The sequence below is a fragment of the Streptomyces sp. NPDC032721 genome (genome assembly GCF_055579625.1).
This window is the reverse complement of the sequence record NZ_JBVIMX010000003.1, coordinates 25288-49643: the sequence shown is the minus strand read 5'-3', so window position 1 is coordinate 49643 and position 24356 is coordinate 25288. Positions and strand designations below refer to the sequence as shown.

At 70.1% G+C, this 24356-nt stretch carries 16 protein-coding genes; 5 read left to right on the top strand and 11 right to left on the bottom strand.

The genetic code is table 11. The annotated features are described in order from the left end of the window. Nucleotides 1-102 precede the first annotated feature (102 nt). From ACZ5PB_RS08445 to ACZ5PB_RS08395, 11 genes are all read right to left on the bottom strand, one after another. The gene (locus tag ACZ5PB_RS08445) at nucleotides 103-1149 is read right to left on the bottom strand and encodes a LacI family DNA-binding transcriptional regulator (protein WP_468689005.1); all 1047 of its coding nucleotides are present in this window, start codon (nucleotides 1147-1149) and stop codon (nucleotides 103-105) included. A 305-nt stretch (nucleotides 1150-1454) separates the two neighbouring features. Continuing rightward, a complete protein-coding gene (locus ACZ5PB_RS08440) occupies nucleotides 1455-1736 on the bottom strand; it encodes a VOC family protein (protein WP_468689003.1) in 282 nt (93 codons plus the stop codon). A gap of 373 nt (nucleotides 1737-2109) precedes the next feature. Then, the gene (locus tag ACZ5PB_RS08435) at nucleotides 2110-4341 is read right to left on the bottom strand and encodes a beta-glucosidase (RefSeq protein ID WP_468689001.1); all 2232 of its coding nucleotides are present in this window, start codon (nucleotides 4339-4341) and stop codon (nucleotides 2110-2112) included. 76 nt (nucleotides 4342-4417) lie between these two features. Next, a complete protein-coding gene (locus ACZ5PB_RS08430; protein WP_468689000.1) occupies nucleotides 4418-5254 on the bottom strand; it encodes a carbohydrate ABC transporter permease in 837 nt (278 codons plus the stop codon). Between the two features lie 59 nt (nucleotides 5255-5313). Next, the gene (locus tag ACZ5PB_RS08425; RefSeq protein WP_468688998.1) at nucleotides 5314-6303 is read right to left on the bottom strand and encodes a carbohydrate ABC transporter permease; all 990 of its coding nucleotides are present in this window, start codon (nucleotides 6301-6303) and stop codon (nucleotides 5314-5316) included. Nucleotides 6304-6309: 6 nt separating this feature from the next. Beyond that, the gene (locus ACZ5PB_RS08420; RefSeq protein ID WP_468688996.1) at nucleotides 6310-7542 is read right to left on the bottom strand and encodes an extracellular solute-binding protein; all 1233 of its coding nucleotides are present in this window, start codon (nucleotides 7540-7542) and stop codon (nucleotides 6310-6312) included. 243 nt (nucleotides 7543-7785) lie between these two features. Further along, nucleotides 7786-8844, bottom strand: a complete 1059-nt coding sequence (locus tag ACZ5PB_RS08415) for a LacI family DNA-binding transcriptional regulator (protein ID WP_468688994.1) — start codon at nucleotides 8842-8844, stop codon at nucleotides 7786-7788. Between the two features lie 140 nt (nucleotides 8845-8984). Continuing rightward, the gene (gene yicI, locus ACZ5PB_RS08410) at nucleotides 8985-11267 is read right to left on the bottom strand and encodes an alpha-xylosidase (protein WP_468688992.1); all 2283 of its coding nucleotides are present in this window, start codon (nucleotides 11265-11267) and stop codon (nucleotides 8985-8987) included. Beyond that, complete coding sequence (locus ACZ5PB_RS08405; protein ID WP_468688990.1) at nucleotides 11264-12688, bottom strand: GH1 family beta-glucosidase; 1425 nt, start codon at nucleotides 12686-12688, stop codon at nucleotides 11264-11266. The genes yicI and ACZ5PB_RS08405 overlap by 4 nt, the downstream gene beginning before the upstream one ends. Nucleotides 12689-12906: 218 nt before the next feature. Next, entirely contained in the window at nucleotides 12907-13890 is a 984-nt protein-coding gene (locus tag ACZ5PB_RS08400; protein WP_468688989.1) for an acetylxylan esterase, read from the bottom strand. A 160-nt stretch (nucleotides 13891-14050) separates the two neighbouring features. Next, nucleotides 14051-17008 carry a glycoside hydrolase family 3 C-terminal domain-containing protein gene (locus ACZ5PB_RS08395; RefSeq protein WP_468689552.1) on the bottom strand — a complete coding sequence of 986 codons (2958 nt, stop codon included), beginning with the start codon at nucleotides 17006-17008 and terminating at the stop codon, nucleotides 14051-14053. A gap of 167 nt (nucleotides 17009-17175) precedes the next feature. Here ACZ5PB_RS08395 and ACZ5PB_RS08390 point away from each other — a divergent pair, with 167 nt between their 5' ends. The 5 genes from ACZ5PB_RS08390 (at nucleotide 17176) to ACZ5PB_RS08370 (ending at nucleotide 24302) form a co-directional block, all read left to right on the top strand. Continuing rightward, the gene (locus ACZ5PB_RS08390; protein WP_468688987.1) at nucleotides 17176-18855 is read left to right on the top strand and encodes an ABC transporter substrate-binding protein; all 1680 of its coding nucleotides are present in this window, start codon (nucleotides 17176-17178) and stop codon (nucleotides 18853-18855) included. After that, a complete protein-coding gene (locus ACZ5PB_RS08385) occupies nucleotides 18852-19871 on the top strand; it encodes an ABC transporter permease (protein ID WP_468688985.1) in 1020 nt (339 codons plus the stop codon). The genes ACZ5PB_RS08390 and ACZ5PB_RS08385 overlap by 4 nt, the downstream gene beginning before the upstream one ends. Beyond that, nucleotides 19868-20833: a carbohydrate ABC transporter permease gene (locus tag ACZ5PB_RS08380; protein WP_468688983.1), complete on the top strand. Its 966-nt coding sequence runs from the start codon at nucleotides 19868-19870 to the stop codon at nucleotides 20831-20833. The genes ACZ5PB_RS08385 and ACZ5PB_RS08380 overlap by 4 nt, the downstream gene beginning before the upstream one ends. An 80-nt stretch (nucleotides 20834-20913) precedes the next feature. Continuing rightward, nucleotides 20914-22497, top strand: a complete 1584-nt coding sequence (locus ACZ5PB_RS08375) for a glycoside hydrolase family 43 protein (protein WP_468688981.1) — start codon at nucleotides 20914-20916, stop codon at nucleotides 22495-22497. Nucleotides 22498-22547: 50 nt separating this feature from the next. After that, nucleotides 22548-24302, top strand: a complete 1755-nt coding sequence (locus tag ACZ5PB_RS08370) for a cellulase family glycosylhydrolase (protein ID WP_468688979.1) — start codon at nucleotides 22548-22550, stop codon at nucleotides 24300-24302. Nucleotides 24303-24356: the final 54 nt, after the last annotated feature.

Below are 24356 nucleotides of genomic sequence, written 5' to 3'. Positions count from 1 at the left end.
TTTGAGAACAGACTGTCGTGTGTCCAGCCAGTCGGCCGATGTTCGATATACCGATCAAAAAAAATGGGGCAGTACGGCAAGTCGGCACTTGGAGTCGCAGCGTCAGGCGGCGCCTGCACCCTGGCCGGGACCGTACGAGAAAGAGCTGTCGCGCACGATCAGCCGGGGCTCGATGGCGGTCGCGGGCGTCCCGGACAGATCCCGGCCCTCGATCAGATCCAGCAGCAGGGCGATACTTCGCCTGCCCACCGCCGAGAAGTCCTGTCGCACGGTGGTGAGCGGAGGAGCGAAGAACTCCGACTCCGGAATGTCGTCGAAGCCGACCACCGCCACGTCCTGGGGAGTTCGTACACCGGCTTCGCGCAGTGCCCGTAACACCCCCAGCGCCATCTGGTCGTTGGCGACGAAGAGCGCGGTCAGTCCGCTGCCGACCCGTTCGGCCAGCTTCCGGCCCGCCCGGTACCCCGACAGGGGGCTCCAGTCGCCGCGCAGCATCAACGGCGGTTCGACACCCGCTGTTTCGAGCGTGGCCCGCCAGCCGGCGGCCCGGTCGACGGCCTCCTGCCAGTCCTCCGGTCCGGCGAGGTGCCAGACCTGACGGTGGCCCGCGGCCAGCAGGTGCTCCGTGGCCAGGCAGGCACCCGCGCGCTGATCGACGTTGACGCTGGGGGTCCCCAGCCCCGGCCCGGTGCCCACGGTCACCACCGGGAACGGGTGGCGGAGTCCGGCGAGGGCCTCGACCGCCGACCGCTGCGGGGCGATGACGACCACTCCCTCGACTCCCCCCTGGCTGAGGTGCTCCAGCGCCTCGGACAAGCTGTCGACCGTCAACGCGCGCAAGCTGACCGTGGAGACGAGGTACCCCTCGGCGCGCGCCGCCTCCTCCAGCGCGCACAACGTACTGGCCGGACCGTAGAGGGTGGTGTCGGAAGCGACCGCACCCAGGGTCCGGGTGCGCCGGGTGACGAGGGCTCGTGCGGAGGAGTTGCGGCGATAGCCCATCTCCGCGATCGCATCCAGCACCCTGGCCCGTGTCGCGTCCCGCACATGGGGGTGGTCGCCCAGCACGCGAGAGACGGTCTGATGCGAGACACCGGCCAGTCGTGCGACATCGGCCATGGTGGGCGGCCGGAACTGAGCTTGTGTCATGACCGCACCTCCTGGGTGTCGGACGAGGGTCGAACGACCATTGCGAGGGTCATTGTGAGCGCTAACAATTCACGCTGGTCAAGAGGTCTCACCAGAGCAGGACATCACGTTTGCGTAACACGGCGGAAGCATGCGGGGCGCGCCGCGGGCGGCGTGAGAACCGGTTCGGGAGAAGGCGTTGACGTGGCCGGGGCGCGGCTCTATTTTTCTCGGTCACAGACTTCGAACACCGTACGAAATACCGGACGTTGAGGGAAGCGGGGGCAGGGAGGACCCCTCGGAGGCGAGTGCGAAGGGACGAGCCTTCAGATGCGTGCGGCTGGTGTCGTGCGGTACTCGGACAGCTCGATCTGCTGGCCGTGGGGCAGTACGACCAGGGCGGTCTCCGCGGGCGCGCAGAGATGGACTTCCGACGGGCGCGGTGTCCCGTCGATGTCCGTACCCCGCAACGGAGCGTGCCGGTACAGCACTTCGCCGCCGACCACGTCGACGAAGTAGTGGATGGCCTGATCGAGGTCCAGCACGGTGAAGGCCGCAGGGTGGGGACGTACGGGTCCCGGAAGGGTCATTGTCGCTGCGTTTCCCATGGCGTGCTCCTGGGTGAGGTCGTGGTGTCGCGGCCCGCTGAGCGCCGCGCCGAGGTGGGTGAGCCGGCACCGAGGCGATCAGGGGCATCAGCCCCACGGGCAGACCCTCCACCGTCGTCCGCGAGGAGAAGGGTTCGCTGGGCACGTTCTGCCGTCCTCTCGTTCGTCGTGCTGCGGGGCCCGGCGTGGCGTTCGCCGGGCCCCGGGGCGGATTCAGCGCGCGGCACTGTACTGTGCGGCGCGCGATGCGTGGAGGGTGGCGGCGGTGGCGCGGGGGCGGCGTACGGGGGTGCGCATGGGTGTCTCTCCTCGGTTGGGTTTCTCAACTACGCGGAAGGGACGTGCTGTTGACCGTGCACAGGGACGAGTGGTGCTACTTCACCCGCATCTCGCACCGCATCCGGCGTTCGCGCCCCACCTGCCGCGCTGCGCCGGTCAGGGTGAGCGGCACCGTGTGGTGGACGTGTTCGCTGGAGGCGGCGACGCGCAGTTCGAGGGCTCCGGGTTCGACCACGCGGCGGCCGTCCGCGCCGGTGTACGCGGCGAGGTCGGCGGGGAACGTGGCGTGCACCTCGGCCGAGGCACCGGCTTCGAGCGGTACGCGGGCGTATCCCACGAGCCGGACCTCGGGGCGGGCGACGGTGCCGACCGGGTCGTGGAGGTAGAGCTGGACGGTCTCGGTGCCCGCCCGGTCGCCGGTGTTGCGTACGGTCAGGCGCAGCGTGGTCTCGCCGTCGGTGGAGAACTCCGGTGCTTCGCAGTGGGGTTGGTCCCAGGCGAAGGCGGTGTACGAGAGGCCGTGCCCGAACGGGTACAGGGGGGTGGGGTCCACGGTGCTGGGGAACCCGTGCCTGCCGAGGGGCGGGGCGAGGTACGGGGCGGGCTGGCCGCCGGGGTTGCGCGGTACGGCGACGGGCAGCCGCCCGGAGGGTTCGACCCGCCCGGACAGGACTCCGGCGACGGCTCCGCCGCCCTCCTGCCCGGGGAAGAACGCCGCGACGACCGCGGCGGCCCGGTCGGCCCAGCGACCGAGCGCGTAGGGCCGCCCGCCGAGGACGACGATGACCATTGGCACACCGGAAGCCATCGCCTCGTCCAGCAACTCACCCTGACCATAGGGCAGTTGCAGGTCTTCCGCGTCGCACCCCTCACCCGAAGAACCCCGGCCGAACAGGCCGGAGCGGTCCCCGACCACGGCCAGGCACACATCGGCACCGGCCGGGTCCTCGACGAACACGGCATCCGGCAGCTCGGCGCGCAGCGCCTCGGCGAGCGTCGGCACCTCGACACCCGTGGGCAGGTCCGGATGGTGGACGCCGACGTGCCGGGGGAAGGTGTAGCAGCCGAGCATGGCGGCCTGCTCGTGGGCGAGCGGGCCGAGGAGGGCGAGGCGCGATCCGCCGTCGAGCGGCAGCACACCGGAGTCGTTGGCGAGCAGTACGACCGATTCCTCGGCCACCCGTCGTGCCAGTTCCCGCATGTGCGGAGGGTTCAGGTCGACAGGTGCGCCGGCGGTCTCGGCGGGTTCGGGTCCTTCGTGGGGGTCGAGCAGGCCGAGTTCGCACTTCTGCGTGAGGACACGCAGTGCGGCCCGGTCGAGCAGGTCCTCGGGGAGCGGGTCGGCGGGGGTGAAGCAGCGGGCCGCCGGAAGTTCCACGTCGACACCGGCCGCGAGCGCGAGCCGCGCCGCCCCGGCCTCCCCGTCGGTGAGCCGGTGTGCTTCCTCCAGGAGCGAGACACCGTAGTAGTCCGACACCACCGTTCCGGTGAACTGCCATTCCTCACGCAGGAGTTGGGTGAGGAGCTGGACATGTGCGTGGGCGGGCAGTCCGTCGATGTCGTTGTAGGCGGGCATCACGGAGCGGGCGCCGCCTTCGCGCAGCGCCATCTCGAACGGCGGGAGGATCACATCGGCGAGCTCGCGCGGGCCGATCGAGGCGGGGGCGTGGTTGCGGGCGGCCCGCGAGGCCGAGTATCCGGCGAAGTGCTTGAGGGTGGCGACGATCCCGGCCGTCTCCAGACCTCGTACGTACGCGGTGCCGATGGTGCCGACGAGGTACGGGTCTTCGCCGATGGCTTCCTCGGTGCGACCCCACCGCGGGTCCCGTACGACGTCGAGGACCGGGGCGAGTCCCTGGTGGACGCCGACCGCGCGCATCGACGTACCGATGGCCTGGGCCATCTCCGCTATCAGCGCGGGGTCGAAGGTGGCGCCCCAGGCGAGGGGGGTGGGGAAGACGGTGGCCTGCCAGGCGGTGAAGCCGGTCAGGCACTCCTCGTGGGCGATCGCGGGGAGGTGGAAGCGGTTGCCGGCGCGGATGGCGCGTTGCAGTCCGGCGAGGCGGGCGGCGCCTTCGGCGGGGTCCACGGGGACGGTGCCGAAGGGGCGGGTGAGGTGGCCGAGGCCGTAGGGCAGCAGGGCGTCGAGGGCGGCGCTGCGGGCGGCGTAGGTGTGCTGTCCGGGTGCGACGTCGGCGCCTTCGGTGTCGGCGCCGATCCATACGCTGGAGAGCTGGGCGGTCTTCTCCTCGTGGGTCATCCGGGCGAGCAGGTCCGCCGCGCGGGCGTGGGCGGGCAGGTTGGTGTTCTGCCATGGCTCGGCCATGGAACTCCTTATGTGCGGTACGAATGGGTGGTGCGAAGGGGGCTTGAGGGAGGCGACCGGGCGGGCCCGTGCGGGCTCAGCCCTTGGTGGCGCCCATGGTGATGCCGCCGATCAGCTGCCGTTCGGCGACGGCGTAGAAGCCGAGCGCGGGCACCATGGCGAGGACCAGATAGGCGAAGACGCGGGCGATGTCCGCGGCGTACTGGCCCTGGAACTGCTGGACGCCGACCGGGATCGTCCACCAGGTGGGTTCGCTGAAGACGAGCAGCGGCAGCAGGAAGTTGTTCCAACTGCCCACCACGGCGAGGACGGAGACCGTGCCCAGGGCGGGGCGGGCCATCGGCAGCAGGATGCGCCAGAAGAAGCCGAAGGCGGAGCAGCCGTCCAGCGTCGCGGCCTCTTCCAGTTCGCCGGGGATCTCCCGGAAGAAGCCGCGCAGGATGACGATGGTCATCGGCAGTCCGAACGCGGCCTGGGGGAGGATCACGCCCCACGGGTTGTCGAGCAGGCCGAAGGTGCGCAGCAGGATGAACAGCGGCAGGATCGCCACGGCGAACGGGAACATCAGCCCGACGGTGAAGAGGGTGAACAGCACCTCCCGGCCGCGGAAGGCGAACCGGGCGAGTGCGAACGCGGCGAGTGCTGCCGCGCCGACCGTCAGCAGGGTCGTACCGACCGCGATCAGGGTGGAGGAGCCGAGCATCCGCCAGAAGGAGGCGGAGGCCAGGACGTCCGTGTAGTTGGACGTGACCCACGGCGAGGGCAGTCCGAAGCCGTTCCCGGAGAGCTGGTCGGTGGACTTGAACCCGGAGACGAGCGCGTACAGCAGGGGCGTGACCATGACCACGCCGATCACCCACACCGTGACGTACAGGGGTGTGGAGCGCAGTCTGCGCCGCAGCGTGGGGGACATCGGTGCCTTCGGGGGCGTCGGCGCCTTCGAGGTCATCGGTGGCGTCGGCTGCGTCGGGGTCATCGGTTGCCTCGCATCGAGGTGAGGGCTCCTTCGGTGTCGCGGCGCAGCACGAAGCGCTGGTAGGCGACGGCGAAGACGAGACTGATGAGGAACATCGCGATGCTGATCGCGCTGGCGTAGCCGATCTGGGTGCGCTTGAACCCGAACTGGAAGAGGGTGACGGCCATCGTCTCGGAGTGGTGGTCGGGGCCGCCCTGGGTCACCACCCAGACCAGGTCGAACAGTTGGATCGCGCCGATCACGGACAGGAAGACGCTCATCCGGATCGTCGGTCCCAGCAGCGGCAGGGTGATGTGGCGGAAGCGCTGCCAGGGGCCTGCGCCGTCGAGGCGGGCCGCCTCGTGGAGTGCGGCGGGGACGCCCTGGAGGCCGGCCAGGTAGAGCATCATGTGGAAGCCGAAGTACTTCCACATCATGACGAGGAACACGGTGGCCAGGACGTTGTCCTGGTCGGCGAACCACAGTCCGCCCAGCTCGTCGAGGCCGATCGCGCCGAGCACCTTGTCGGCGAGGCCCGCGTCCGGCGCGAAGATCATGGAGAACAGGACGCCGGTGATGACCTCGGAGAGGACGTACGGGGCGAAGAACAGCATCCGGTAGAAGGCCCGGCCGCGCAGCTTCTGGTTGAGCAGCACGGCCATGGCGAGCGCGAACGGCAGCTGAATCCCCAGGGACAGCAGGACCAGCAGCAGTCCGCGCCACAGGTCGCCGAGGAAGACCGGGTCGCTGAGCAGCCGGGTGTAGTTGTCGATGCCGGTGAAGTCCGAAGGGGCCCCGAAACCGCCCCAGTTGAAGAAGCTGACGTACCCGGCGTACAGGATCGGCACGAGGACGAACAGGCCGAACAGAGCGAGGCCGGGCACCGTGAAGAAGACGGGGGTCAGCCAGTCCCGCAAGCGGCGGGCGAACGGGCGGCGGGTGGGCCCGTCCGCGTCCGGCTGCTCGGCGAGGGCCTGCTGCTGGAGGCGCTTATCGGTCGAAGTCATGGTCATTTACTGGCTCTTGGCGACCTGCGTGACGGAACGGGCCACCTGCTCGGGGGAGTTGGCCCCGGCGATGAGGGCGGCGACCGAGTCGTTGATCTCCTGTCCGACGGCGGGCGGGTAGGCCTGGTCGAGGTAGAGCTGGAAGCCGGTGGCCTTGCCGAGGGTGTCGGAGACGGCCTTGAGGCTGGGGTCGGTCAGGGCGCCGACGGCTTCCTTGACGACCGGCATCATCTCGGCCTTGGTGACGAGGATGCGGTCGGACTCGGGCGACATGAAGAACTTCAGGAAGTCGACGGCCGCCTGCGGGGCGCCCTTGCGGACCGCGTACCCGCCACCGCCGCCGAACACGTCGGTCTGTGCGCCCTTGCCGCCCGCCACCGCGGGGAACGGGAAGAACCCGAGGTCCTTGCCGATGCCCTTGCCGGAGTCGGCCTGCACGTTGGGCCCCCACTGGCCCATCAGCTCCATCGCGGCCTTGCCGTTGCCCATGACCGCGGCCTCGCCGTTGGGCGTGGAGTACCCGGCGCCGAGGAAGCCCTTCTGGAACGGCTCCAGGGCGACGAGCTCCTTGAGGTGTTCGCCGGCCTTGAGGAAGCTGTCGCCGGTGAAGTCCTTCGCGTCGGCGGCCTTCTGCATGCTGTCGACTCCGCCGACCCGCATGGAGAGGTACGCCCAGTAGTACATGCCGGGCCACTTCTCCTTGCCCGCGAGGGCGATGGGCGTGATCCCCGCGCTCTTCAGCTTCCTGACCGCATCGAGGTAGTCGGCCCAGGTGGCCGGCGGGGCGGTGATCCCGGCCTTGGCGAAGAGCGCCTTGTTGTACCAGAAGCCGACGGCGCCGATGTCGATGGGCATGGCGTACGTCTTGCCGTCGAACTCGTAGGGCTTGAGCGACGCCGGGATGAAGGTGGGGGCCATGGGGCTGACGGCGGACGTGAGGTCCTCCACGAGTCCCGCGTCGATCTGCTGCCTCAGGACACCGCCGCCCCACGTGTGGTAGATGTCCGGCAGCTTTCCGGAACTGGTGCGCGCCGTCATCTTGGACTTGTACGCGTCGTTCTCCAGGGTGACGAGCTTGATGCGCACCTTGGGGTTCTTGGCCTCGAACGCCTTGACCCGCTCGGGCCAGACGGATTTCGAGGGCTCCGTGGTCTGGATGTTCCACAGTTCCACGACCGTACGGCCCTCGCTGTCGGTGGTGGTGGCCCCGGAGTCCGAGCAGGCGGACAGTCCGGCCATACCGAGTCCGGCCGCTGTCGCGGCTCCCAGAAATCGGCGGCGGGGAAACGGGGAGGACGCGGCACCGAAGAGGGATGCGGCGACTCGATCGGAGGCTGACACAGCGCACCTTCCGGAAGAAGTCCGAGAATTTTCGGGAGACGGACACGGAAGTTACGGGCATGTGAAAGGGGTGTCAACGGTCCTGGCGAAAAAGGACGTTGACACCCCTGCCGCCCCTCCGGGGCGGAAGTCACTGCTCGGTTATGCGCGGTGCGGCCTCGCCGTGCTCGCGCGGACCACCAACTCCGTGGAGAGCTCCACCCGCGGCGAGGCGGGCTGCACCGACCGGGCCAGGTCCAGCACCGCCCGGGCCGCCAACTTGCCCATGTCGGACAGGGGTTGACGGACCGTCGTGAGCGGCGGGGACGACCAGCGCACCTCCGGCAGGTCGTCGAAGCCGACGATGCTCATGTCCTGGGGCACGCGCAGACCGCGCTGGCGCAGTGCCTCGATCGCGCCGAGCGCCATCTGATCGCTGGCCGCGAAGATCGCGGTGGGCGGCTCGTCCAGGTCGAGCAGCCGGTTCGCACCGGTGAAGCCCGACTCGTGGTAGAAGTCGCCGGGCACGATCAACTCGTCGTCGACCGGGGCCCCGGCCACGTCGAGTGCGGCGCGGTAGCCGTCGAGGCGGGCCCGGGAGCACAGCAGCCTGGGCGGGCCTTCGATGAAGCCGATCCTGCGGTGGCCGAGCCCCAGCAGGTGCTCCGTGGCAGCCATCCCGCCGGCCCAGTTGGTGGCGCCGACGGTGGACACTTCCGTGGCGGGCGATCCGGCCGGGTCGATCACCACCAACGGCACGCCCAGGCGCCGCAGTTCGTCGTGGAGACCGGGTTCAAGCATGGAGGTCACCAGGATCACGCCGTCCGAGGCGCGGGCCCTCAGGTTGGTCATCCACTGGCGGGCCGCGCCCGCCCGGTCGTGGATCGCGGAGACCACCGTGCCCACGCCCTGCTCGTGCGCGACCTCCTCCACACCCCGGATGATCTCCACCGCCCAGGGGCTGTCGAGGTCGTTGAAGACCAGGTCGAGCAGCGCCGCCCGGGCCCCCTGTGCCCCCGGGCGGCGCCGGTAACCGTGCCGGTGCAGCAGGTCCTCCACACGGGCCCGGGTGTCGGGTGAGACGTCGGAACGCCCGTTGACGACGCGCGAGACGGTCGGCACGGACACTCCGGCCTCCCGGGCGATCTCGCTGATGGTCACCTTGGCCGCCCCGTCCTGGCTCTGCGTACCTGTCGTGCGCTGGGCGCGTTTCCCGGCCACAGTCCCCACCTCCGTAGCTGTGCGCCCGGAAGGGATCCGGGTGCCTTCCGGAAACCGTAGGACATGAACTCGGCCGTGTGTCGGTCACCCTGCCCCGATGTCCGGCTCCTCGAACGCGAAACCGGTGCGAAGCGCCTGATTCAGGCCGGCCAGGGGAAGTCGGCCTGCGGGGTGCCGCCCGGGCAGGTGTGCAGGGTGCCGTCCGGTCCGCCGATCCGCAGGTGCCACGGACGGAGGCTGTCGGTGGTGACGTGGAGTCGGTCGCCGCTGCGGCGCAGCTGGAAGCGGGCGCTTTCGCCGGGGCCGTCGGAGCGGGGGATGACGACCGTACGCTCCGCGCCGTCGGCGAAGGCGTGGACGCGCAGTTCGATGCCGTCGGCCCAGGCGGAGACGGGGTGCTGGTCGTCGGCCGCCAGGGGGATGACGGAGTCGGGGCGGACGAGCAGCGGCAGGGTGTGGAAGCCGTGCTGTTCCTTGGTCCAGCGCGGTCCTGTGACCTGCTCGCCGGTCAGCAGGTTGGTCCAGGTTCCCTCGGGGACGTAGTACTCCACCGTGCCGTCGTCGCTGAAGACCGGGGCGACGAGCAGGTCGCCGCCCAGCAGGTACTGCCGGTCGAGGGTGGCCGCGGCGGGGTCGTCGGGGAACTCCAGCACCATGGCGCGCATCACCGGGATGCCGGTGGTGTGCGCCTGCTGGGCGGCGCGCTGGAGGTAGGGGGCGAGGCGGTGCTTGAGGAGGGTGAACTCCCGGGTGACGTCGACGGCTTCGTCGCCGTAGTCCCAGGGCACCCGGTACGACTTGCTGCCGTGCAGCCGGCTGTGCGAGGAGAGCAGGCCGAACTGCACCCAGCGCTTGAAGACGGCCGGGCTCGGCGTGCCCTCGAAGCCGCCGATGTCGTGGCTCCAGAAGCCGAAGCCGGACAGCCCCAGGGAGAGCCCGCCGCGCAGCGATTCGGCCATGGCGTTGAAGTGGGACTCGCAGTCACCGCCCCAGTGCACCGGGTACTGCTGGCCCCCGGCGGTGGCGGAGCGGGCGAAGAGCAGTGCCTCGCCCTCGCCGCGTTCCTCGCGCAGCAGCTCGAACACGGCCTCGTTGTAGAGCTGGGTGTAGTAGTTGTGCATCCGCTGGGGGTCGGAACCGTCGTGCCAGACGACATCGGTGGGGATGCGTTCGCCGAAGTCGGTCTTGAAGCAGTCCACCCCCTGGGCGAGCAGGGCGCGCAGCTTGCCGGTGTACCAGTCGCGCGCGGCGGGGTTGGTGAAGTCCACCAGGGCCATGCCGGGCTGCCACAGGTCCCACTGCCAGACACTGCCGTCCGCGCGGCGCACCAGGTACCCCTCGCGCATGCCCTCCGCGAAGAGAGCCGACTTCTGGGCGACGTACGGGTTGATCCAGGCGGAGATCCGCAGTCCCTGCTCCTTGAGCCGGGCCAGCATTCCGGCCGGGTCGGGGAAGGTCTCGGGGTCCCACGCGAAGTCGCTCCACTGGTACTCGCGCATCCAGAAGCAGTCCAGGTGGAAGACGCTCAGCGGGATGCCGCGCTCGGCCATGCCGCCGACGAAGCGGTTGACGGTGGCCTCGTCGTAGTCGGTGGTGAAGGAGGTGGTCAGCCACAGGCCCAGGGCCCAGGCCGGGGGGAGGGCGGGGCGGCCGGTGAGGGCGGTGTAGCGCTCCAGGATCTGTTTCGGGGTGGGGCCGTGCACGACGAAGTACTCCAGCGTCTGGTCCTCGACGCTGAACTGGACCTGGCCGACGGACTCGGAGCCGATCTCGTAGCTGACCTTGCCGGGGTGGTTGACGAAGACTCCGTAGCCCCGGTTGGTGAGGTGGAAGGGGATGTTCTTGTAGGCCTGCTCGCTGCTGGTGCCGCCGTCCGCCTGCCAGATGTCCACCGTCTGGCCGTTCCTGACGAACGGGGTGAACCGCTCGCCCAGCCCGTACACCAACTCCCCCACTCCTAGGGCGAGTTGACCGAACATGTGATGGCTTCCGGCCGCGTCGGTGACGAAGCCGGTGCCGCGCTCCCCCACCGTGGTCAGGGTCCGGCCTTCGGCGGTGAACTCCAGGTGCCACGGCTGGGAGGTGTCCACCCGCAGGGTGAGTTCGCCGGCGGAGAGTTCGGTCACCGCTCCGTCCCTGCGCACCTTTCCCGCGCCCGGTTCCGCGCCGGGCAGTGCGAAGTGGGGCCCCCGGTCCGGCGTACCGGCGTGGTGGGTGGTGCGCACCCCGATCACGCCCTCGGCGGGCGACCAGCACTCGACCGTGAGCAGCGGGCTGTTGAGGGTGTCGCCCCGGCCGCGCACGTGCTTCACGGGGGCGTAGAGGGTCATCCGGTGCTCGTCGGCCCGGATGTCGGCGACCTCCGCGGCGTAGCGCGCCACCACGCCGGGACGCATCAGCCAGTAGCCGTCGGTGAACTTCATCGGGCAGGTTCCTCCGTCCGCGCTCGATGCGCGGTGATCATGCCCCGGTACCAGCGGTAGCTGTCCTTGGGCGTGCGGTTCAGGGTGTCGTAGTCGATGTGGACCAGGCCGAAACGCTGGTCGTAGCCGCGCGCCCACTCAAAGTTGTCCAGCAGGGACCACACGTAGTAGCCGCGTACGTCCACGCCCTGTGCGACGGCGTCGGCGACGGCGGCAAGGTGGTCGGCCAGGTAGGCGATCCGGCCGGTGTCGTGGACGAGGCCGTCGGGGGCGACGGTGTCGTCCTCGGCCGAGCCGTTCTCGGTGATCCACACCGGTGGGAGGTGGGGGTAGCGGGCGTGGAGGTCGCGGAGCAGTTCGGTGAGTGCGGGCGGTACGACGGGCCAGCCCATGGTGGTGTGCCGGGTGCCGTACGGGTCGAGTTCGGTGACACCGATGTCAACGGCGTCGCGGAGGCCGGGGTCAGGTGTGCGGTGGGCTGCCACTCCGACAGTGGTCGGCCGGTAGAAGTTGACGCCGAGGAAGTCCAGCGGGGCGCCGATCAGTCGCAGGTCGCCGGGCCGGCGCCAGGAGCCGTCGGCCAGCGCCCCCCAGGTTTCGTGCTCGCCACGGGGGTAGCGCCCGCCGAGGAGCGGTTCGGTCCAGGTCTCGTTGTGCAGGACTTCGGCGCGGCGTACGGCGGCGAGGTCCTCCGGGCGGTCGGAGGCGGCGTGGATGCGGTCGATGTTGAGGGCGATGCCGACCTCCTGGGCACCCGCGCCGCGCAGCGCCTGTACGGCGAGGCCGTGGGCGAGCAGGAGGTGGTGGGCGGCGGCCAGCGCGCCGCGGCCCTCCTGGGTGCCGGGAGCGTGGCGTCCTTCGGCGTGGCCGACGAAGGCGGAGCAGTACGGCTCGTTGAGGGTGATCCAGCGCTCGACGCGGTCCCCGTAGCGCGCGGCGGCGAGGGCGGCGTACTCGGCGAAGGCCTCGGCGGTCTCGCGCACCCGCCAGCCGCCGCCGGTGGCGGTGCTGCCCGGGGGCGGGGTCTCCAGGGCCTGCGGCAGGTCCCAGTGGTAGAGGGTGACGGCGGGTGCGATGCCGGCGGCGAGGAGTTCGTCGATGAGGCGGTCGTAGAAGTCGAGGCCCCGGGGGTTGACCGGGCCGGTGCCCGCGGGGATCAGGCGGGACCAGGAGAGCGAGAAGCGGTAGCTGTCGACGCCGAGGTCGCGCAGCAGCCCCACGTCCTCGCGGTAGCGGTGGTAGTGGTCGCAGGCCGTGTCGCCGGTGGCGCCCTTGAGGGTGCGGCCGGGGGTGTGGCTGAAGGTGTCCCAGATGCTCGGGCCGCGGCCGTCCTGGTCGTGGGCGCCCTCGATCTGGTAGGCGGCGGTGGCGGCGCCGAAGCGGAATCCTGCGGGCAGTTCCGGGAAGTCCGGAGGGTGCATACGGGGTACCTCGTGGGTGGGTCGGGGTGGGGCTGGGCGCGGGCCGGCATGGGCTGGGCTGGCCTGGGCTGGGCCGGGCTGGGCCGGGCTGGCCTGGCCTGGCCTGGGCTGGGCTGGGTTGTCCCGGGCTGGGTTGTCCCGGGCTGGCCTGGGCTGACCCGGGCTGGCCAACTGCCCTTCCGTACAGGCCAGTTGATGGTGCGGTCCCGTCGGGTCGGTCAGAGCCCGGGGGCCGTGCCGCGTTCGTGCAGCCAGGCGAGCTGGACGGCCGGGTTGGAGCCGTAGCCGCCGCCGTGGTCGGCGAACGGCCACACGGTCATGGTGCGGTCTTCGCCCGCGTAGTGGTTGAAGGCGGCGTAGACCGTGGAGGGCGGGCAGATCGGGTCCATCAGTCCGACGCTGAACAGGGCGGGCGCGGTGGCCCTGGTGGCGAAGTGGACGCCGTCGAAGTAGTCGAGGGTGGCGAAGGTCTCCTCCACGCGGTGGCGGCTGTGCCAGCGCAGGTACTTGGCGATCTCCGAGTACGGGGCCTCCCCGGTGATGTCCACGGCCCGGCGGTAGTGGCACAGGAACGGGACGTCCGTCATCAGGGCCGCCGCACGGTCGCCGACTAGGGCCGCGACCGCGAGGGCGAGTCCGCCGCCCTGGCTGCCGCCGGTCAGCACGATCCGGTCCTCGTCGAGGCCAGGCAGCTGGGAGACGGCGTCCACGGCGCGCACGCAGTCGGTGATCAGCCGCCGGTAGTAGTAGTGGTCGGGGTGGTCGATGCCGCGGGTCATGAATCCTTCGGACCACTGGGTGCCGTCGCCCACGGTCCGGTCCGGAGTGTCGTGTCCCATGCCCCGGCTGTCCACGACGAGTTGGGCGAAGCCCGCGGACGCCCAGAGCAGATGTTCCGTGGGCAGGCCGCGGCCGCCGCTGTATCCGATGTAGGTGACGACGACGGGCAGCGGTCCTTCCGCGCCGCGCGGGCGCAGCAGCCAGGCGGCCACCGGCTCGCCGTTCCAGCCGGGGAAGCGTACGTCGTCGACCTCGACGTTGCTCAGGAGGTGTGCGGAGGTGACCCGATCGGCCTTGACCGCGCTGCCGTGTGCGCGGGCCTCTTCGAGGGTGCGCCGCCAGAAGTCGTCGAAGTCCTCGGGGACGCACAACTCGGGCCGGTACTCGTTGAGTTCATCGGGGCCGAGGTCGGTGAGCGGCATGGTGGTTCTCCGGTTGTCGGGGGACGGCGGGGTGCCGTGGTGCGGGTACGTGACCGGCGCCGGGGCCACATCTGGTGGTGCGGGCGCGGTCGGGGGGCGGGCGGCCCGCCTCCGTGCGAGGGCGGGCCGCCGCGCGTGGTGGGGTGGGCCTCAGTGGGCCTCAGTGGGCCTCGGCGGACCGGGAGGACCCGGCGGACCGGGAGGCCCCGGCGGCCCCGGCGGCCCCGGCGGACCCGGCGGACCCGGTGAAGCGGAAGGCTCGGAGGCGGAACTCGCCGTGCAGGGTCAGGTGCAGGTCGTGGACGCCGGCGGCCGGTTCGGCGAATGCGGCGGTCACGGTGGTCCACCAGTGGCGGTCGCCGGTGACCGGCACGTCAACCACGGCCAACAGCCGCCCCGCCGCCCGGAGTTCGAGCCGCGCCTCGTCCGTTCCGGTGTCCTCGCGTGCGACCTCCACCGCGACGCGGACCGCTCCGGAGAGGTCGGTGTCGCGGAAGAGCAGGGTCGCGGGCCGCCCGGGGTCGGCGGCGGTGACCGCGTCGCCGTGCGTGGGGGTGGCGTCCACGAGGGCGATGGCCGTGTGGTCGTCGAAGTCGGCTGTCAGGGTGCGTCGTTCGACGACCACACGGGGCTCGGGGTCCCTCCCGGTCACCGTGAGGGGTGCGGTGAGGACGGAGTGTCCGGCGGAGCGGGCGACGAGGATCTCGTACCCGCCGGGGTCGACGGTGAAGGCGCCGGTGGCGACGTCCCAGTGGGCGAGCCGTTCGGCCGGTACCTGGAACGTCAGCTCGCGGCTCTCGCCGGGATCGAGCCGGAGCTTGCGGAAGTCGGCGAGACGCAGCCGGGGTGCCTCGTAACGGGTGTCCAGCGCCCGGACGTAGAGCTGGACGACGTCGCTGCCGGGGCGTGGTCCGCCGTTGGTCACCGTGACCGTGACGTCGACCGTGCCGTCCTGGTCGATCGACGACCGCGAAAGACGCAGGTCGCCGTAGCCGAAGCCGGTGTAGGACAGTCCGTGGCCGAAGGGGTAGAGGGGCGCGGTGCGGTGGTACTGGTAGGTCCAGCCCGCCTTGATGATGTCGTAGTCGAGGCGTGCGGGCAGTTCGTCGTCGCCCCGGTACCAGGTCTGCGGAAGGCGGCCGGCGGGGTCGGCGTCGCCGAGGAGTACGGCGGCCAGTGCGTGGCCGGTCTCCTGGCCGCCGTGGGAGGTCCACAGCACGGCGGGCAGGTGCTGGTCGGCCCAGTCGACGGCGTACGGGTAGCTGCTCATGACGGTCAGCGCGGTTTCCGGGCGGACGGCGGCGACTTCGCGGAGCAGGTGCTCCTGGGTGGCGGGCAGGGCGATGCCGGTGCGGTCCTCGGTCTCGCGGCCGTTGATCATCGGGTGATTGCCGAGGACGACAACGGCGGCGTCGGCGGACTGTGCGGCGGCGCGGGCTGCGGCGAGGCCGTCGTGCAGCAGTTCCCTCTCCCACTGCTCGGCGGTGTCCGGGGTGTCGGCGGTGACCGTGGTACGGCCGTCCTCAGGGTCGACGGCGGCGTACCGGCCGGAGATCACCGAACGCAGCAACACCCGCCCCTCGCCCGCCGGTTCGAGGCGGAAGGTCTCGTTGACGAACCAGGACTTGAGGATCTCCTGGTCGGCGGCGAGGGTCCCGTCCTCCTTGAGGCTGAGGTGGAGTCCGGTGTCGGCGGCCCGCAGGGTGAGGACGTCGTCGCCCCATTCGTTGACGTCGAAGGGGGTCTTGCCGAGCAGCTCTCCGGTGGTGGTCGAACGCAGGGTGATGCGGTCGGCACCCTCCACGTGGACGACCTCGCCGCCGTGGGCGGCCAGTGCCGCGGTGAGGCCGTCGGCGATGCTCACCCGGTAGGGCAAGGTTCCGCTGTACCAGTCCTCGTAAAGGGTGTCGGCGAGCGGGCCGATGACGGCGATCCGGGGGCCGGGCCGGGCGTCCAGCGGGAGCAGTCCGTCGTTCTTGAGGAGCACGACGGACTCGGTGGCGGCCTCGCGGGCCAGGGTGCGGTGCTCGGCGCAGTCGATCACCTCGGGTCCGATGGCCGCGTACGGGTCGAGTGTCGGGTCGAACTCGCCAAGGCGGAAGCGTAGTTCGAGCTGGCGGCGGACGGCGCGGTCGATGTCGCTCTGGTCGATCAGGCCGCGCCCCATGGCTTCGCGGAGCCTGCCGAGGGGGATGTCGCTGTCCTCGCCGTGGTCGGTGAAGTTGTCGATCCCGGCCTTGAGCGCGGCGGCGTGGGAGACGGCGTGGTCGTCGAAGTAGTGCTCCGGGTCGACCAGGTTGGACGGGGCCTCGGCGTCGCTGACCACGAACAGCTGGTGACCGGTGGGCTCGGCCCAGCGGCGCAGTTCGGTCTCGATGAGCGGAGTGACGTGGCAGGGACGGCCGTTGACGAGGTTGTACGCGGCCATGGCGCCGGTCGCGGCGCCCGAGGCGATGACGGGGCGGAAGGCTGCCAGGTCGTACTCGTGCAGGACGCGCGGGCGCAGCCCGGAGGAGGTGGTGCAGCGGTCGTCCTCGTTGTTGTAGGCGAGGAAGTGCTTGAGGACGGGGGCGGTGCGCAGGTAGTCCGGGTGGTCGCCGGACATGCCGCGGCAGTACGCCTCGCCGATGCGGGCGGTGTGCACCGGGTCCTCGGAGTAGCCCTCCTCGTTGCGGCCCCAGCGCGGGTCGCGCAGCAGGTTGAGGACCGGCGCCCAGGCCTGGAGGCTGTGGCGGCCCTGGCCGGTGGCGGGGGTGCGGTGGTGGTGGAAGGCGCGCAGCTCGACCGAGACGGCCTCGCCGACCCTGCGCACCAGGTCCTCGTCCCAGGTGGCGCCGAGGCCCACGGCCTGCGGGAAGGAGGTGGCCTCTCCGATCCAGGAGACTCCGTGCAGAGCCTCACTGCCGGTACGGAATCCCTCGACTCCCAGGCGGGGAACGGCCGGTACGTGCTGGTGCAGCATCGCGAGCCGCTCGTCGGGCGTGAGCCGCGAGAGCAGATCGTCGACGCGCTTGCGCAACGGTTGGCCGGAATCGCGGAAGACAGGCTGATCAGTTGCGGACTCGGGCACGGAACTCACGTGCAACTCCCCTTGGACGGGTGGGCCTTGACAGACCATCATCGAAGCGCATCGACGTTCTCACTCCCGCCGAGAACCTGTCAACGAGAAGGGAAAAGAAAGTTTCCTTCTGCTCTCCCTCTTGTTTCGTCCGAATGAACTCGGCTATTTTCCGCTGCCAAGTGAAGCGCTTCGACACGCTGTTGCCGGAAGGGGCCCCCACCGTCATGAGCCACCAGATGAGCCGCAGGCGTCTGCTCACCGCCGCCGCCACCGTCGCAGGCACCGCCGCGATGTCTCCCCTGCTCACTGCCTGCGGAGGGGGCGGAGGGGCACAGCGCGGCGGTGCGAACACCAAGGAAGGCATGAAGGCGGCGCTGCCGACGTATGTGGCACGCACTGCCGTGAAACCGGAGATAGCGCCGGTGGCCGGGGGCAAGGACGTGGCCACGCACCCCGGCTACCTCTCGTACCCGGCCAAGCCTCCCGTCACCGTCCAGGGCGTACCGGGCAAGGGCGGCAGCTACACGGCCGTCACTCCGCTGTGGGGCACCAACCCGCAGGCCGGCAACTCCTTCTACCGGGCGATGAACAAGGCGCTGGGGGTGGAACTCCAGGTCAAGCCTGCGGACGGCAACACCTACAACACCATCGTCCCCACCATGACCGCCGCCAAGAAGCTGCCGGACTGGATACTGCTGCCGGCCTGGTGGAACCCCAACTTCGCCACCGGGCAGCTGGCCGGTTCCCAACTGGCCGACCTGACGCCGTACCTGGCGGGCGACAAGGTCAGGAAGTACCCCAACCTGGCGGCCCTGCCCACCGGCGCCTGGCAGACGGGTGTCTGGAACGACAAGCTCTACGGCGTCCCCGGGCACGCCAGCAACTACGAAGTCGGCGCCACCTTCTACCGCCGGGACATCCTGGAGGCCAAGGGCATCACCGCCGACCAGGTCAGGTCCGCCGACGACCTAATGCGCCTGGGCAAGGAACTCACCGACGCCAAGCGGGGCGTCTGGGCCTTCGACGACATCTGGACGTACGTGTACACCTTCTGGGGCGCTCCCACGAAGTGGAAAGTGGAGGACGGCAAGCTCATCCACCTCTACGAGACCCAGGAGTTCCTGGAGGCGCTCGACTGGCACTACCGGCTGGCCAAGTCCGGCTCCATGCACCCGGATGCCCTGGCGGGCGACAACGCCGCCGCCAACACCCGCTTCTACAGCGGCAAGACGCTCATCAAGGGCGACGGCAAGGGCGCCTGGGTCCTCGCCGACCACCAGTCCGGCCTCGCCGCCAATCCCCGGTTCCGGCGCGGTGCGCTCAACGTCTTCACCGCCGACGGCAAGGGGAAGCCCAGGATCGAGATGGGCCCCGCCTCCAGCATGATCAGCTACCTCAACAGAAATCTGAAGCCCGCTCAGATCGAGGAACTCCTCGCGGTGGCAAACTACTTGGCCGCTCCGTACGGCTCGGCCGAGTACACGATGACCCAGTTCGGGGTCGAGGGCGTCCACCACACCCGTGAGAACGGGGTGCCGGTCTACACGGAGGACGGCAAGAAGTTCGCCCAGACCGGCACCTACTCCGGCCTCGCGACCCCCGCGGCGGTGATCAGTGCCCCGGGAGCCGACCAGCTGGTCAAGGACGTCACGGACTGGGAGAAGGCCAACGTCCAGGCGCTCGTCAAGCCGCCGTTCTGGGGCATGAACATCAGCCTGCCGCAGGCGATGGCGACAGCGGAGGCCGCACAGGCCGTGGCGGACACCATCAAGGACTGCAACCACGGCAAGAAGACGGTGTCCGAGGTGCGGACGGTCGTCGACTCCTGGAAGTCCGGGCAGGGCAAGCGCCTCAAGGAGTGGATGACCACCCACGTCCTGGAGAAGTACGGGACGGGCCTGTGAGCACGGCGCACGCCCCCGCCGCCCGCACCCCCGATCCGGACGCCCCGCAGCCCCCTCCGCCAAAGGGCCCCACCGGTCCCGGCGACGCGGGCGCCGAGAAGGCGGACCCGCGCAACTGGCGCATCCGTCTGCGCCGGGACCGCAGCCTGCTGCTCATGACGGTGCCGGCCGTCGTCCTGCTCCTGGTCTTCAACTACGCCCCGCTCTTCGGCGTCTTCACCGCCTTCCAGGAGTACGACCCGCTGAACGGCGTGTGGAACAGCCCGTGGATCGGGTTCGAGCAGTTCAACAGGCTCGTCTCCGACGCCCAGTTCTGGCAGGCGATGCAGAACACGCTCTATCTGAGCTTCGTCCAGCTGATCCTGTTCTTCCCCGTGCCGATCGTGCTGGCCCTGCTCCTCAACTCCGTGCTCAGCACGAGAATCCGCAACTTCTTCCAGTCCGTGGTCTATCTGCCGCACTTCTTCTCCTGGGTGCTGGCGATCACGATCTTCCAGCAGATGCTCGGCGGCGCCGGGGCGATCAACCACTTCCTGCGCCGGCACGACCTCGGGACCTGGGACATCATGACCAACCCGGACACCTTCGCGCTGCTGGTCACCTCGCAGGCGGTCTGGAAGGAGGCAGGCTGGGGGATCATTGTCTTCCTCGCCGCACTCAGCGCGATCAACACCGACCTCTACGAGGCGGCGGCGGTGGACGGGGCGGGCCGCTTCAGGCGGATGTGGCACATCACGCTGCCCGGTCTGCGCGGAGTGATCGTCCTGATGCTGGTGCTGCGGCTCGGCAACGCGCTCACGGTCGGCTTCGAGCAGTTCCTCATCCAGCGCGAAGCGGTCGGCCACGACACGGCGGACGTCCTGGACACCTTCTCCTTCTACTACGGCATCGCCACCGGCGACTACAGCTACGGGGCTGCGGCCGGCCTCTTCAAGAGCGTGATCTCGCTCCTGCTCATCTGGGGCGCCAACAAGCTGGCCCACGCCTTCGGCGAAGACGGGTTGTACCGAAAATGACCGACACACTCACCCACGCCACCACCCGGCGCTCGGCACTCAGGTCCCCCCGTACCAAGGGCAGTTCGAACCGCCCGTCCTGGGAGGAACCGCCCACCAGGGCCGGGCAGGCCGCCAAGGGCCTGACGCTCGGCGGAGTGCTCGCCCTCGTCGTCGTCCCGCTCTGGATCATCGTCCTTACCAGCTTCTCCGACGCCGGTTCGATCAACCGGGCCGGTGGTCTGGTGATCTGGCCGGACAGGCTGACCGCCGAGGCGTACCGGCAGATGCTGAGCGACTCGACCGTACTGAACGCACTGATCGTCAGCCTCGGCATCACCCTCGTCGGCACGGTCTTCTCCATGGCCGTCTCCATCACCTGTGCCTACGGGCTCTCCCGGTCCAGGTCGCTCGGCCACCGCTTCGTCCTGATGCTGCTGATCGTCACCATGTTCGTCGGTGGCGGACTGATTCCGACCTTCCTGGTCGTCACCGGGCTCGGCGGCTACGGCCAGTGGTGGGCGCTGGTGCTGCCGAGCGCGGTCTCGGTCTTCAACATCCTCGTTCTGCGCGCCTTCTACCAGTCGACCTCCTCCGAACTCATCGACGCGGCCCGGATGGACGGCGCCGGCGAGTGGCGCATCCTGTGGTCCGTGGTCCTGCCCACCTCCCGTGCCGTGACCGCCGTGATCGCGCTCTTCTACGGGGTCGGATACTGGAACTCCTTCTTCAATGTCATGCTCTACATGCCGACGGACAGCGCGAAGTGGCCGTTGCAGTACGTACTGCTCACCTATGTGAACAGGGGCAACGGGATGCCCGGTTCGGTCGACGGCGGCTTCGGCGGCACCCAGATGCAGACCGCTCCGCTGTCGTTGCAGATGGCGGTGGTGGTCCTGACGCTGATACCGCTGCTTGTCGTCTACCCCTTCGTCCAGAAGCACCTGCGCACCGGTGTCCTCACCGGTGCGATCAAGGGCTGAGTACTTCAGCGGTGCCGTTGCCGTAGCGGACCCGCTCGCCCGAACGCCTCTTCGGGGCATCACGGGATTCGTTCCGAACGATGTCCGATATACCGAACGCGCTTCTCCCGCCCCTCCGCCTCTCCGCCCCGGCGAAAGGACCCCGCCACGTGTCGGACCACCCCCGCTCAGACGGCACCCGCACCCTCACCAACCCGGTGATCCCCGGTTTTCACCCCGACCCCAGCATCTGCCGCCGGGGCGACGACTACTACCTCGTCTGCTCCAGCTTCGAGTACTTCCCCGGCATCCCCGTCTTCCACAGCCGCGACCTGGTGCACTGGAAGCAGATCGGCAACGCCCTCGACCGGCCCGCCCAGTTGCGTCTGCCGTACGACACTCCGTCCTCCGGCGGGATCTACGCGCCCACCCTGCGCTTCCACGACGGCCGCTTCTGGCTGATCGTCACCAACGTGAGCGACGAGGGCAACATGCTCTTCACCGCCACCGACCCGGCAGGCCCGTGGTCCGACCCGGTGCGGCTGCCGGACGTCCCGGGCATCGACCCCGACCTCGCCTGGGACGAGGACGGCACCTGCTGGTGCACGGTCGCCGGGGTCGCGCAGGTCCGTCTGGACCCGTACAGCGGGAAGGTGCTGGACGGGCCACGCCCGCTCTGGTCCGGCAGCCCGGGCGCCCTGGCCCCCGAGGCGCCGCACCTGTACCGGATCGGCGAGTTCTGGTACTTGATGATCGCCGAGGGCGGGACCGAGCGCGGCCACGGTGTCTCGATCGCCCGCGGGCGTCACCCCTCGGGCCCGTTCGAACCGTGCCCGGACAACCCCGTCCTCACCCACCGCGGCACCAACCGTCCCATCCAGAACACCGGTCACGCGGACCTGGTCCAGGCGCCCGACGGTTCCTGGTGGATGGTGCTGCTCGCCGTACGGCCACGCGGGGGCACCCCCGGCTGGCACGTACTGGGCCGCGAGACCTTCCTCGCCCCGGTGGAATGGGTCGACGGCTGGCCCGTGGTCGGGGAGGTCACCGGCGAACTGCCCACCCCCGCCTGGCCGTTGCACCCCGTTCCCGCCACCACGAAACGGGACGACTTCGACGACGCCGAGCTCGCCCTCCACTGGATCTCGGTGCGCGCCCGCCCCCAGCAGCTGTGCACCACCGGGGAACGCCCCGGCCACCTGACGCTGCGCGCCGCAGGGGAGTCCCTCGACGCGCCCGACGTGACCCTCGTAGGACGCCGCCAGCAGCACTTCTCCTGCCGGGTGCGCACCCTCGTGGACCCCGGCCAAGGACGCGGCGGGCTGGCCGTACGGCTGGACGAGCAGCACCACTACGAGATCGAGGCGGCCGACGGCGAAGTGAGGGTCCTCGCCCGGATCGGGTCCGTGCGCACCGAGGTCGCCTCCGCCCCGGTGCCCGCCGGTCCGGTGGTGCTCGGCCTCGACGTCGTACGGCAGCCTCCGCAGGGCCCGCGGACCGGTCCCGACCGGCTGGTCCTCGGCGTCGAGGCCCCGGACGGCACCCGCACCGAACTCGCCTCCCTCGACGGCCGGTACCTCTCCACCGAGGTCGCCGGCGGCTTCACCGGCCGGGTGATCGGCATGTACGCCGCCTCCGGCACCGTGCACTTCGACTGGTTCGACTACGAGCCGCTCGACGGCTGAGCCAGTCGACTCCCCCGCACCACGGCGCACCACCGACCGAAAGGAACACCGTGAACGACCTACGACGCTCCTCGTACCACCGAAGTCACGGTCCCGGCCGTCTGCTGGCCGTGCTGCTGGCGCTGGCGGTCGTGCTGGGCCTGTCCGCCGGTACGGCGGCGGCCGGGCCGGACGCGGACAGGAAGCCGCCGCGGCCCGCCGTCGCCGTGCCGTACAAGGCCAAGGACGTCAACGCGGCGATGCAGCCCAGCTGGAACCTGGGCAACACCCTGGACGCCATCCCGGACGAGACGTCCTGGGGCAACCCGCTGACCACCAGAGCGCACTTCGCGAAGATCCGCTCCGAGGGCTTCCGCAGCGTCCGCATCCCCGTCACCTGGACCGACCACCAATCCGCCACCGCGCCCTACGCCGTCGACGCCACCTGGATGAAGCGGGTCCAGCAGGTCGTGGACTTCGCGGTCGCCGAGGGCCTGTACGTGGTGCTCAACGTGCACCACGACTCGTGGCAGTGGATCAAGAAGATGTCCACCGAGCACGACTCGGTCGTCGCCCGCTACAACTCCCTGTGGACCCAGATCGCCCGGCAGTTCCGTGACGCCCCGCGCAGCGTGCTCTTCGAGAGCATCAACGAACCGCAGTTCGCGGACGCCTCGGAGGAGCAGATCACCCGGCTCCTGCACGAACTCAACACCTCCTTCCACTCGATCGTCCGCGCCTCGGGCGGCGGCAACGGCAATCGTGTGCTGGTCCTGCCCTCCTGGAACACCTCCTCCAACCAGAAGCCCCTGGACGACCTCGTCACCACGATCCGCGCGCTGAAGGACCCGCACCTGATCGCCACCGTGCACTACTACAGCTGGTACCCGTTCAGCGTGAACATCGCGGGCGGCACCCGCTACGACGAGGTCGCGAGGAAGGACCTGGAGGACTCCTTCAACCGGGTGCGCGACACCCTCCTCGCCCGGGGCATCCCGGTGTACCTCGGCGAGTTCGGCCTGCTCAGCTGGCCGAACCACTTCCACCCCGAGAGCGTCGAGCGGGGCGAGGCGCTGAAGTACTTCGAGCACCTCGGACACAAGATGCGCACCCTGGGCATCACCACCGCCCTGTGGGACGCGTTCAACCTGCTGAACCGGGAGACCCTGAAGTGGCGTGACCCGGAACTGTTCGCCCTGATCAAGTCGAGCTGGACCTCCCGCTCGGGCAGCACGTCCTTCGACCGGGTGTACCTGCCCAAGTCCGGTGAGATCGGCACCCGTTCACTGACCCTCAACCGCAACGGCCTCGCCTTCCGGGGCCTGTGGCACGGCTCCAGCAAGCTGGTCCAGGGCCGCGACTACACCGTCACCGGCGACCAACTCACTTTCACCGCACAGCTGTTGACCCGACTGGCCGGTGACCGCGGATACGGGGTCAACGCGAAAGTGCAGGCCCGGTTCTCCGCCGGGCGGCCCTGGACCGTCGAGGTGGTCACCACCGACCGCCCGGTGCTGACGAACGCGACCGGCACCACCGAGGCGTTCGCTGTCCCCACCCAGTACCGGGGTGACCAACTGGCCACCATGCACGCCACCTACGCGGACGGCAGCAACGCGGGCCCGACCAACTGGACTCCGTACCAGGAGTTCAACCAGGCGTTCTCGCCGGACTACCCGAAGAGCACGATCGTCCTGACCCCGGCGTTCAACACGTCGCTCCGCGAGGGGCAGACGGCCACGCTGGTCTTCCACTTCTACAGCGGCGCCACCGTCACCTACAAGGTGACCAGGACCGGGACCGCCGTCACCGGCACCGTCGCCTGACCCTGACCCTGACCCTGACTTTGCCCCCACCCACGCCCCGGCTGCCGCTCCCCC